Below are 12,079 nucleotides of genomic sequence, written 5' to 3'. Positions count from 1 at the left end.
AAGACTTGCATTTGCTTCGAAAATGGAAGAGATTTTTCTCTTCTTAAAGAAAAAAAAGGAATAAAATTCAAAAAAATGCTTGAATATCTGATTTTATGACACTATACTAGATTCAAAAGATACCATATGTTTCATTCTTTTGTTTTAAATTGTATTTTAATACTTGCTTATCAATCTCCTCGATCACTTCTAGTTTCTTACCCTACCTTTTTCTTCATTTTTTTCACTTACTATTTTCAAACTTGTCCACCTGTTCCTACCCGATGCTCGTTCTTTGCGGTCTGCACCAAGGGTTATTCACCTCAGAATGATGACCTATGGATTTCACCCCAGCGGAATCTATATTTTTTAAAGGAGGTGAGTACCAGAGGCTATTTTGTGAGCTTTTGACGTAGCTACTCGGAGGCTGTCCTTGAGAATTAAAAAACCAAGTAAAGGGAGATGGAAAGTATTGATTAAGTCGAAAAATATCAAAAAGACGCTGTCGGTCAGTTTTACCGCTCTTCTTGCTTTTTCTCTAATTTCTCCGGTATATGGAGATTCCAGCACAACCACCTCAGCAGGAGGATCAACCATTTCCGCCAAGGTTTCAGCCAAGCTGAACCAACAATTCAGTTCCAGTGAGTATGTCACCTATCTGGTTAAATTGAAGGATCAGGTGGATACGGAGTCAGTTGCCAAGCATGCTTTCCAAAAGGCCTCTGCAGAGCAAATTTCACCGGCTGCTGCTAAGCTTTCTGTACGTACAACGGTTGTGAACTCTCTCATGGATACAGCAGAAAAAACGCAACAATCCGTGGAAGAATACTTAAAGAAGGAAGTCAATAACGGAAACGTCAAAAAATACAAGAGTTACTTTATCGTGAACGCATTTGCGGTAACCAGCACCAAAGAGGTCATGGATAATCTCGCCACACTTCCTGAGATCGACAAAATTTTACCGGATGAAAAGCGGGAACTGCAAAAGGTAGAAATAGATAAGGATGCCCAGCCCGTAGTTGAGGAATCTACAGCTGACCAAGCGGTTGCAGATCAAGCCGCTGTAGATACGGCTGTGACGGAAGAGAATGCGCAAAAATCGGTGGAAGAATCCGTGTATAAGGATGCGGTAACGCCAAGCCGTGTCGAGTGGAATATTTCTAAAATCAAAGCACCACAGGTTTGGGCCAAAGGCATTGACGGCAAAGGCATTGTTGTCGCCAATCTGGATACAGGCGTTGAATATACTCACCCGGCACTGAAAAGAAAATGGCGTGGTCTGAACGCTTCCGGCCAGGTCGTTAATCCAGAACTGAGCTGGTATGATGCGGTTAATGGAGCATCGCTGCCAACTGATTCAAATGGACATGGTACACATACGATGGGGACGAGCGTTGGCTCGGACAGCAACGGTACGAATGAAATCGGTGTTGCTCCCGGCGCCAAATGGATTGCGGTTCGAGTATTCAATCCAGATACCACCGACTCCATCTTACTGGACGGTGGACAGTGGATTCTTGCTCCTGTAGATAAAAACGGTAAAAAGCACCCTGAGCTTGCACCGGATGTGGTGAATAACTCTTGGGGCGGTGGACCTGGCCTGGATGAATGGTATCGTCCAGTCACCAAGGCGTGGAGAGCGGCTCAGATTTTCCCTGAGTTCTCCGCAGGCAACACAACACTGTCCAATCCGGGCGGACCTGGGTCTGTAGCCAATCCGGCGAATCTACCGGAAGCTTATGCGACAGGAGCCACGGACGTTAACAACAAGCTGGCCAGCTTCTCGCTGCGCGGTCCTTCTCCTTATGGCGAAGTGAAGCCTGAAATTTCGGCTCCTGGTGTGAACATCCGTTCTTCTGTACCGGGCGGAGTGTATGAGGGGGGATGGAACGGTACTTCTATGGCAGGCCCGCATACTGCTGGATTAGCAGCATTACTGCTTCAGGCCAAACCATCTTTGACTGTGGATCAACTGGAGGATGTTATTTCAAAAACAGCGACGCCGCTGACAGATAGCCAGTATCGGACTTCACCGAACAATGGTTACGGATATGGTCTGATCGACGCGCTTGCTGCGGTGAACTCCGTACTTAAGTGAGGATTTTGCAAAAATCCTATAAGCGACTTCCAATGAACAAGATATAGAGCGAAAGACAGGATTAAGAAAGACCCCCGAAAATCCCTTTGAGCGGCTCGTACAGAGATTGCATACACCTGTTAACCGTGTAATGCACTATTTACGTAGCCGTAAAAAAGGGGTTTTCGTACATAAAAGAATATAAAAGTCATAGAATTTCAAGAAAAATGCAAAAAAATGACTTGTATATCTGTTTTGATAACTTTATACTATTCCATAATATATGATTATATATCAATTTTTAATATAAAATGTAATGATATAACATGTCTTTTCTTCGAAGTTCTCCTGCTTTTTCTCCTTGGTTTCTACTGAATTTCATCGCTTGCTATTTGGATCGTAAACTCACCTATGAAGTACTACTACCTACGAACAGCCAAATATTTTTGTGCCTCTATATTCTATGAAGGAGGTGGTCGCCAACCACATCGTGTTGTGCAACCCGTGTGTTTGATGTGCTAGGTATGAGGTCTTACTCTGTACAGGTTATTCCAGAAACATTAAACCTAGTAAAAGGAGTGGAGAAGTAATTGATTAAACCTAAACGATTCAAGAAACCACTATCTATTGGACTATCTTTGCTAATGGCCTTTTCCTTTGTTCAACCCGCTTTGGCGAATAACACACCAGATGGCTCCAAGCTGGAGCTGAAATCCGCCTCGCATAAGGTCACGACCGCGAAGGTATCCCCGAAACTGACCAAACAGTTTGAGGAGAATAACTATGTTACCTATCTGGTCAAATTAAAAGAACAGGTAGACACCAACAAGGTTTCCAAAAATGCTCTTCAAAAGGCCTCACTTGAGAAAATAACACCTTCCGCTGCCAAAATGGCTGCACGCAGCCATGTGATCAGTTCTCTGCGTGAAACGGCTTCAAGAACCCAATATGGGCTTGAAAATTATTTGGATAAGCAATCAGAGAGCGGCGGAGTGAAGGAATATAAAAGCTTTTTTATTGTCAATGCATTGGCTGTAACAAGCACCAAGGAGGTGCTGGATCATATTTCGCAGCTGCCTGAGGTCGATAAAGTCTTGCCGAATGAAACGCGTTATCTGCAAAAGGTGACGGTTGACAAGCAAGCAGGAGCAAATGCCAAAACGGCTGAAACAGCTGAAACAGTGACAGCAGCCGCAGCGAAGTCTACGACGGTAGAGAAAGCTGTAGAGCTGGAGAAGGACGATGGCAAAACATCGGCTAAGCCTGGCAATGCAGGTAAGAACGCTGTAGACCCATCTACGGTGGAATGGAACATATCCCATATTAACGCACCACAAGTGTGGGAAAAGGGAATTGACGGAACCGGAATCGTGGTTGCCAATCTGGATACAGGTGTAGATTATACACATCCGGCCCTTCATCGCAAATGGCGGGGGCTGGACGCGGCAGGCAATGTCGTGAATCCCGAACTGAGCTGGTACGATCCGCATAGTCATGCGACGCTTCCGGTCGATCAGGAAGACGATTCCCATGGTACACATACGATGGGCACGATGGTCGGCTCTGAGGAAAACGGAACGAACCGAGTTGGCGTTGCACCTGGTGCGAAGTGGATTGCGGTTCGGATTTTTAATCCGGAAACGACGGATGCGATTATACTGGATGGCGGTCAATGGCTGCTTGCGCCAAAAGATGCCCAAGGGAATCTTCATCCCGAGCTTGCTCCAGACGTAGTGAACAACTCGTGGGGAGGCGGACCGGGTCTTGATGAATGGTTCCGGCCTGTGGTTCAGGCATGGCGGGATGCTCAAATCTTCCCTGAATTCTCTGCAGGTAATACCTCTCTTTCCAATCCGGGCGGACCTGCTTCGGTAGCCAATCCGGCGAACTATCCGGAATCCTTCGCTACTGGAGCCACCGATATCAATGATAATCTAGCCAGCTTCTCCTTGTTAGGACCATCACCTTATGGTGAGGTGAAGCCCGAAGTTTCCGCACCGGGTGTTAATATCCGGTCATCTGTCGCTGGTGGCGGCTATAAAGGCGGATATAACGGTACTTCTATGGCCGGACCTCATGTTGCGGCCCTTGCAGCTCTGTTGCTGCAAGCGAATCATTCTCTTACCGTAGACCAGCTTGAGGAAATTTTGATGAACACAGCTACACCGCGCACGGACAGCACATATCCTACTTCGCCAAACAATGGCTACGGACATGGTGTCATTAATGCGCTGGATGCAGTCGGTTCGGTCATGCAAGGTCTGGGCTCCGTGTCTGGTAAAGTTGTAACGGGTGGCGACGATCTGGAAGCACCTGTTCTCGAGCATACACCGCCCGCAGCGGCATTCGAGGGTATTGATATACCTCTGACTGCTCATGTAACGGATGATGTCGGCGTGACGGCCGTTGAGGCATTTGCCAAAACAGCAGGTACGTCAAACTATGTATATATTCCGTTGGAACGGACCTCCGGCGACAGCAAAGATGGTACATATCAAGCGTCCATCCCGACTTTTTTGGTGGACAGCGCTGGTCTGGAATACTATATTCGTGTAAATGATTACGGTAATAACGGATTTGAAACTGAAGTATACAAGGTTAAAATCTCCAAAGGCGTAAAACCAGGTTACACACAAGACTTTGAAAAAGACATTGCCGGTATTAATATCGGTGGACAGGGCAGTGTTTGGAAATGGGGAACTCCGACAAGCGGCCCTAAAAGCGCAAATTCGGGTACAAAGGTCATCGCGACTAATCTCGAAGGCCAATATCAGGCCAACTCCAACAGTTATTTTATGGCCCCTCCGATTGATCTGACCGAGAGCTCAAAAGGGGCACTGGTCAGCTTCAAGCATTGGTACGATCTTGAAAACAATTCTGATTTCGGCAAAGTATACGTAGCAACCACAAACAATCAGAATGCGTTTGAGCAGGTATTATCGTTTACTGGCACCAGCAACGGCTGGAAAACACAATATCTTGATTTGCGGGCATTCGCGGGTCAAAAGGTATACCTCCTCTTCAACTTTACGAGTGACAATACGGTTGTGAAAGATGGCTGGTATATTGACGATCTGTCAATTCAGGAGCCAGACACCGTTGCACCTGCTGCGCCGAGCAATTTGACTGCTGAAGCCGATACTGTGGGCAACGTCACACTGGCCTGGAATGCTTCCTCCGATGAAGATGTGAAGCAGTACAAGGTGTATCGTTCTACCCAATCAGGCAAAAATTATACTTCCATCGGTACAACCTCAGCACTGACACTCACAGATACCATCACGGTCGGTGGAGCGACCTATCATTATGCAGTGGCGGCTGAGGATTATAGTGGCAATGAAGGAATCAAGTCGAATGAGGCTTCTCTGAGAGTAGACGTGCCGGATACGCTGTATAGCGATCATTTTGACGGCAGCTCGGATAATGGCTGGACTCATTCCGGTACCAAGGATGAGTGGGAACGTGGCATTCCGAAGGAAGTAGGACCAGAAAGCGCAGTGTCCAGACCAAATGTGTGGGCAACCGATCTTGATAGCAATTATGAGAACGGAGCTGAATTTTCGCTGGTTTCTCCAAAAATTAATTTACAGGCTGTACGCAATGCAACACTGACCTTCAATCACTGGTTTGAAATTGAGGCCGGCTATGATTACGGTTATGTGGAAGTGTCCAAAAACAATGGCGACACGTGGAGCGAGCTGGGCAAGTTCTCTCACAATACGAATGGGAAAAAGTGGACTCCGGTTTATTACAATCTGGATAGCTACACCGGCAATGAGATCCAAATTCGCTTCCGTTTGAAATCGGATAACAGTGTGAACAAGAACGGCTGGTACATTGACGATTTCCGTGTGTTGGGCATTCCAGCTGCGACAGTGACCAAGGACATTGTACCTGAGTCGAATACCAAGCTGGAAAAAGCGGAAGAACAATTCCCACTGTACAAAATTACAAGCACTGAAAAGAGTGAATTCCAGGAGAAAGTGAAGCCGGCAGAAACAACGGTGGAGAGTGGACGTGTCGGGCTCGACAGTCTTCCAGCCAGCGCTACGGTTACGGTATTGGAAACCGGACGTTCGGTGAAAACGGATCCGACCACGGGCAAATACAGCTTCACCCATGTAGCAGGCGACTATACGCTGAAGGCTGAAGCCTATGGTTATGTGCCTCAAACGAAAGCAGTCACGATTGAGAATAACAAAGTCATTAGAGCAAACTTTAGCCTTCAGGCCATACCTCACGGTACGATTCACGGGGTCATTACCGACAAGCAATCCGGTGAACCGATCCAAAAAGCGAAAGTGTTGGTGCTGGAGGATGCACGTATTGCTCCGGTAGAGACGAATGAGGCTGGAGAATTTACGCTGGACGTGCTGGAAGGAACATACACATTGTCCATTTCAGCTGAGAATTATTATAGCGACAGTGTATCCGTTATTGCTCCTCCGAATGGTAGCGTGGAAGCGAATGTCACGTTGAAACCTTTCATCGGGTTCCAGGGAGGCATCGCCTACGATGACGGGACAGGAGAAAATGCCAGAGCCTTTAACGCGGCAGGCAATTCATGGGCAGTCAGAATGACGCCTGAGTCGGAAGTGGCTCAAGTGACAGGAGCATCGCTTTTGTTCTGGAACTCTGCCTTCCCGAATCCGGGAGGAACGGCATTCCAATATTCTGTCTATGACGCCTCCGGTGCGGCAGGAGCGCCTGGACGATTATTGGCTGGTCCATTCGACGGGACTGCCGTGCGGGACGAGTCACAATGGACGACGGTGCAGCTTCCAGAGCCGGTGACGGTTCAAGGTGACTTCTACATCGTATATACACAGTCTGCTGTAGGCACACAGTCGCCGGGTCTTGCTACAGATGAGAGTGGCCCGAATGCACTTCGCAGCTGGCAAGGTGTAAGCGGCGCATGGAGCCAATCACCTGAGGAGGAAGGGAATTACATGATCCGGGCTATCGTCAGATATCCGGTGAATGCTCCAACGATTACGACTCCTACGAAGGCTACGTATACGCAGGAAGAGTCGATTACCGTAACAGGAACTTCCCCGGCAGAAGGAGCCGATATTCAGCTCTTTAACGGTAAGGAGCTGGCTGGCACAACGAAAGTGAAGGATCGCCACTTCAGTTTGTCGGTTGATCTTCAACCAGGAGCTAATCCGCTAAGTGTTCAAGCAGCGGTATACGGCAAATTAACGGATCGTTCCGAAACGGTGGTTGTGACACTCGATCAGACTAAACCGGGTCTGATCCTGACTTCACCTGATGAAGGGGCCCGTACAAACGCGGGTGTAGTCAGTGTAGTCGGTACCGTGTATGACGAGTTCCTCACCGAATTGACGATTAATGGTGAGCCCGCTGAATTTGGAAGTGACGGCAGCTTTAACAAGCGGTTGCTTATCAACGAAGGTGAAAATCAAATTACGGTGACGGCCAAGGATCTTGCCGAAAACGAAACAAGTGTTACGCGCTCGGTGTATGTCGATACAGCTCTGCCGAAGCTTGAAAACATTAGCCCTGCTGAGGATGTGCGTATTACTCCAGGGCAGCCGGTACGAGTATCCTTTGACAGTGCATCCGGTTTGGAGGCGTCCTTCCATGTGGAGCTGCCTTTCAACCTGTCCACTTTGGGCCGCAACGATATTCCATTAAATGAAACTTCGTCAGGCCACTATGAAGGTACTTATTTCACTTCATCTTCTCTGAATCTGGAAGGCGGAGTCATCGTGATCCGGGTAAGGGATGCAGCGGGAAATGAAGTGGAGACGGAGGCACCGGGAAGATTGTATGTAGCCAATGGTGGAGGACAGAACCCTGATCCGAATCCATCCAATGAGAAGCCGGTAGCCATTATTCAGGCTAATGAATCAGCTAAGAAGAACAAAAATGTACAATTTAACGCCAAAGCTTCCCGTGATGTAGACGGTGAGATCGTTAGTTACAGCTGGAATTTTGGCGATGGCGATACGGCGGTCGGTTCCAAGGTGAAACATAAATTCACCACAGCTGGAACGTATACCGTAGAGCTAACGGTGACGGATAATGACGGCGCAAGTGGTAAGACTGTGCATACGATCACGATCCGTTAACAGCCAGTAGGAAAGGAAATGCTTCTTTTAGAATAACAATGAAGGCCCACAGCAAGCCACGGTTTATAGAGGCTGCTGTGGGCCATTTTTAAATTGTCGAACCGTTCAAGAAGCGGTACAATGAGTAGAACTCTATAAAGTGAATCGTTTCACAATAATATTTTTTTAGCAGGAGAGGATCCTATTGATTCATTTGCAAAAAGAAAGCGGACGTATCCGTCTAGAGCTGGATGCCTATTTTATGGGGGAAGATATCATTGTACTCATTTCAGGCGGTGATCAGCCTCATTTGGGAACGATTACAGCAGGGGCCAGACTCGAGCCGATTCAAACTGTGCAATTGCAAAATCACAAGGAGTTTTATATTACCGAAGAAATTGCAGTTCGCTTGCGAAAAGAGTTTGCAGGCAATTTTGCCATTTGCTGCGGGGCACATTTAGATCATGCAACCAAGGACGAAATCCGGGTGCTGACAGATATGGCTATACAACTGGGGAAAGAGCTCATTGGAGAACTCAAGCAAGCACGCTAGTAGCATACCTTTTTAAGTGAACTCCCGAAAGAGCAGATTGCGATATGGGTACTTACTAAAGGGATACTTAAATAGCAATGCAAAGCCATCATCCTCAATTTGTACGGATTTCAGCGCAGAGGATGGAATCAAACTACGGATCATGACATGAACTGCACGCTGGTCTTGTCTGTTGATCGCTTTGGCAAAGGCAGAAGCAAAACATGGATTGCGTGCCAATTCGCGATACAGTGGAAAAACGGCTTTTGCAATGGCGCGATGAACTCTCGGCTCAAACGTAAACTGCACAGTCCCCGGTGGAATCGTCGTTCCATTCGTATAATAGAGCATCGGTGGCTGAGCTAAAAAGGAAATAAAGTAGCCGATGCCATTCGTGCCTAAGCCTTGTTTGGCGGCAAATGGCGCTACTGAGCAGAGAAGGGATTTCATCCGATCCAAATTGCCTTGAACGACAGCTCGTGACCATTGGACGGCAAAAGCACGTCGGGTTGCAATAGCTTTGTAAAAGGGTAGCATGGCAGCGGATATTTTCCTAAGTGTGTCTGCATTTAAACGTTTGTGAGGCGAGCCCTTTCTGCGGGATGTTGCACGATATAGCATAGCTCCGACCTCCTTGGTAGGATGCTCTCATGGAGCGCAATTGATCTGTAACAGGTACAATACTGTATGCCCGGTTACCTCAAAAAGTGATAATATCGCTAGGTTTCTTCTTTTTAACGTTCTAATTTAAAAATTCGAAATAAGTACTGTCCTGATTTGTAAGATTGTGGTACCCTAGAACTTATATAATTGCTATTTTTCGTATTGGAGTTGAATTTAACAGATGAGTGATTTGTACAAGGAGCCTCGATCTTCCGATCCTTTTCAGGAGACGAACGATTATAACGCCCCATTTAACCCGCCCCCAGTAGTTCCACCTACGAATAGTAAAGCTGTTGCCTCGATGGTGCTCGGGATTTTATCTGTTGTCATTCCCTATATTGGGTTGATTATCGGAATTGTGGGTATTATTTTGTCCAGTCTTTCCCTGAAGGAAATTAACCGTCATGGCGAGCAAGGCAGAGGTATGGCCATTGCTGGACTGGTATGTAGTATTATCGGTACACTGATTTATACACTAATCATCATTTTTATAGTTATTGTTTTTATTGTAGCGGCCTCCAGTGGCGATCCGGATATTTTTTCAGACATTTAATCAATTGAAGAATGCTTGAGTCAGACAAACCATTCACGATTTGACGATTGGATGCTATGATAAAAGGAGTCCAATGAAGGAGAGTGAAGCCATATGGCACGTACTCAAACACAAAAAGCGTTGAGCAAGGCAAAACGCGCTGGAATCTATTGCGCGGCACAAAGCCGCAAAACGAATGACCATTATGGCGAGATTTCACAGCACATACGAATGAAGCCGACCAAGCAAGAACAATTACAGAAGATCAAGCATAAGAAGCGAATCGTTCAGAGCGACGCTTCTTTTTTTTGTCTTTATCGAGAACAGCAGTGTCCTTTTCGGCTTGGATTTATAAAGTAGCAGAGAAATGATTGTATACAAGCGAATAGCGTTTTTCTGTACTGAAAAAGGACTTGATAATAATTATCATTCTTGTTAGAATATCATAAGAAAGAAGGAACCCGGGCATGGGCTCCTTCATTATAAAACTAGGCTTGAAATCAAAGATTTACTTGGCTTCGAAGGTTTTGCAGTCTGTTTCTTCGGATTTGTGAGTGTCTTCAGGTCTGTTGCTTACGATGTAAATGGAGCTAGCACTACATTTATTCTCTTGGGCCCAGTGCGTACATGAATTGACTTCACACAGAACGTCTTTTGCCATGTTGTACACCTCCTTATATGGATGTGGTGGGCTGAGCAAATAGTATCACGGTCAGTCAAGGTAGGACTTGTCCAACTGTGTTTACCCTCTTGTTAGGAAGAGGGACTTTGCTATGCCTACTTGTACAATATCAAATGAATTTTAAAATTGCAATGTTTGCTTCTTTTTGCAGTTCGAAGCGGACACAAGTGTCCCTTTTAATTAAAAAACAAAAGCTGTCCTCCATGCAGAACGAAATGTTTCTCTGCTGGAGAACAGCTTTTTTTGTTTTTCTGACATAATGACGATATGAAAAGACTTAGCGCACGTTAGGAATATTTACGATGGGATCGATGTCAGCATCATAGTCTACGCCCTCAAACTCAAAGCCGAACAGTTGGAAAAATTCGTGACGATATCCTTCAAGATCTGACAATTCGTAGATATTGTTGGTCGTCAGCGCCTCCCATATCTTCTCAACCTCTGCCTGTACGTCTTCGCGCAGTTCCCAATCATCAATACGAATACGTCCTTCTTCATCTACAGGAGTTTCTGGTGCGTACAGACGCTCAGCAAACAGGCGGTAGCTCTGTTCTACGCACCCTTCATGCAGCCCTTTTTCCTTCATTATCTTATATAAAACAGAAATATACAGAGGAACGACAGGGATAGCGGAGCTAGATTGGGTAACGAGTCCTTTGGTGACTGCGACGAAGGCGCGTCCGCCTGTAACTTTCAGCTGATCGTTCAGCTGACGTGCTGTCTCCTCCAGATGATCTTTTGCACTTCCGATACTGCCCTCTCTGTAGATGGCTTGTGTAATATCTGAACCGATGTACGAAAAAGAGAAGGTCGTTGCAGTATCAGCCAATACACCGCCTTCACGCAAGGCGTTAATCCACAATTTCCAGTCCTCACCACCCATAACCTCTACAGTTGCTTGTACTTCTTCTTCTGTTGCGGGTTCAAGCGTCACGCTGCTGACTTCCCCGGTGTGGAAGTTAACGGTCTTGTTTGTGTAAGGCTTACCAATAGGTTTGAGCACGGAATTAAACGTTTCGCCTGTGCGGGGATTTGTACGACGACCTGAAGCGACACTGTAAATCACCAGATCGACTTGTCCCAGTTCTTCGCGAATGGCTTCCACCGTTTTGGATTTGACCTCATCCGAGAAGGCATCGCCTGTTACGCTTAAGGATTTAAGCCCAGCTTCCTGAGCAGCTTTTTCAAATGCAGCAGAATTGTACCACCCTGCCGATGCTGTACGTGTGGCGGTAGCATTACTAGGGCGATATACACCAATTGTATTGGCACGCGCACCGAAGGCGGCAGTAATGCGAGAAGCCAACCCATATCCGGCAGATGCCCCAATCACAAGTACATTACGGGGTCCCTGGATAGCAGGACGGGCCTGTACATAGTCAATTTGCTCCTGAACATGTTGGGCACAGCCCACCGGATGAGCAGTGGTGCAGATAAAGCCACGTGTTCTTGGTTTGATAATCATGTTATTGTAATTCCTCTCTTCTTGTAGCGATCTTCACCCTTACTATTTTAACTTTTAACTATTTTTTTTCAAACG

8 protein-coding genes are annotated in these 12,079 nt (G+C 46.5%); 5 read left to right on the top strand and 3 right to left on the bottom strand.

The window, feature by feature from the left end:
- Positions 1-451: 451 nt before the first annotated feature.
- The 3 genes from NLX82_RS05955 (at position 452) to lpdD (ending at position 8,683) form a co-directional block, all read left to right on the top strand.
- Positions 452-2,077, top strand: a complete 1,626-nt coding sequence (locus NLX82_RS05955; RefSeq protein ID WP_028542492.1) for a S8 family serine peptidase — start codon at positions 452-454, stop codon at positions 2,075-2,077.
- A 569-nt stretch (positions 2,078-2,646) separates the two neighbouring features.
- Positions 2,647-8,151: a S8 family serine peptidase gene (locus NLX82_RS05950; protein ID WP_069080314.1), complete on the top strand. Its 5,505-nt coding sequence runs from the start codon at positions 2,647-2,649 to the stop codon at positions 8,149-8,151.
- 184 nt (positions 8,152-8,335) lie between these two features.
- Entirely contained in the window at positions 8,336-8,683 is a 348-nt protein-coding gene (lpdD, locus tag NLX82_RS05945) for a prenylated flavin chaperone LpdD (protein ID WP_068942071.1), read from the top strand.
- 12 nt (positions 8,684-8,695) lie between these two features.
- Here lpdD and NLX82_RS05940 read toward each other — a convergent pair whose 3' ends face one another.
- Positions 8,696-9,283, bottom strand: coding sequence for a hypothetical protein (locus NLX82_RS05940; RefSeq protein WP_076157561.1), 588 nt, complete (start codon positions 9,281-9,283; stop codon positions 8,696-8,698).
- A 223-nt stretch (positions 9,284-9,506) separates the two neighbouring features.
- On the opposite strand from NLX82_RS05940, the gene NLX82_RS05935 reads away from it, so the two are divergent.
- Both NLX82_RS05935 and NLX82_RS05930 read left to right on the top strand, forming a co-directional pair.
- A complete protein-coding gene (locus tag NLX82_RS05935; protein ID WP_025720792.1) occupies positions 9,507-9,878 on the top strand; it encodes a DUF4190 domain-containing protein in 372 nt (123 codons plus the stop codon).
- A 93-nt stretch (positions 9,879-9,971) separates the two neighbouring features.
- Positions 9,972-10,217 (top strand): hypothetical protein, encoded by a 246-nt coding sequence (locus tag NLX82_RS05930; RefSeq protein ID WP_023989814.1) that lies wholly within the window; start codon positions 9,972-9,974, stop codon positions 10,215-10,217.
- A gap of 148 nt (positions 10,218-10,365) precedes the next feature.
- Here NLX82_RS05930 and NLX82_RS05925 read toward each other — a convergent pair whose 3' ends face one another.
- The gene (locus NLX82_RS05925) at positions 10,366-10,518 is read right to left on the bottom strand and encodes a DUF1540 domain-containing protein (protein ID WP_023989813.1); all 153 of its coding nucleotides are present in this window, start codon (positions 10,516-10,518) and stop codon (positions 10,366-10,368) included.
- A gap of 298 nt (positions 10,519-10,816) precedes the next feature.
- A complete protein-coding gene (gene fabV / locus NLX82_RS05920) occupies positions 10,817-12,004 on the bottom strand; it encodes an enoyl-ACP reductase FabV (protein ID WP_076157558.1) in 1,188 nt (395 codons plus the stop codon).
- Positions 12,005-12,079 lie beyond the last annotated feature (75 nt).

Origin of the sequence: Paenibacillus sp. A3M_27_13 (genome assembly GCF_024213315.1) — a bacterium.
Lineage (GTDB): Bacteria > Bacillota > Bacilli > Paenibacillales > Paenibacillaceae > Paenibacillus > Paenibacillus polymyxa_B.
This window is presented reverse-complemented; position numbering and strand designations above follow the sequence as displayed.

What these genes read in the sequence shown, in the direction of transcription:
- NLX82_RS05940 (WP_076157561.1), bottom strand. Translation starts at nt 9,283, where the DNA reads ATGCTATATCGTGCAACATCCCGCAGAAAGGGCTCGCCTCACAAACGT.
- NLX82_RS05935 (WP_025720792.1), top strand. Translation starts at nt 9,507, where the DNA reads ATGAGTGATTTGTACAAGGAGCCTCGATCTTCCGATCCTTTTCAGGAG.
- NLX82_RS05930 (WP_023989814.1), top strand. Translation starts at nt 9,972, where the DNA reads ATGGCACGTACTCAAACACAAAAAGCGTTGAGCAAGGCAAAACGCGCT.
- NLX82_RS05925 (WP_023989813.1), bottom strand. Translation starts at nt 10,518, where the DNA reads ATGGCAAAAGACGTTCTGTGTGAAGTCAATTCATGTACGCACTGGGCC.
- fabV (WP_076157558.1), bottom strand. Translation starts at nt 12,004, where the DNA reads ATGATTATCAAACCAAGAACACGTGGCTTTATCTGCACCACTGCTCAT.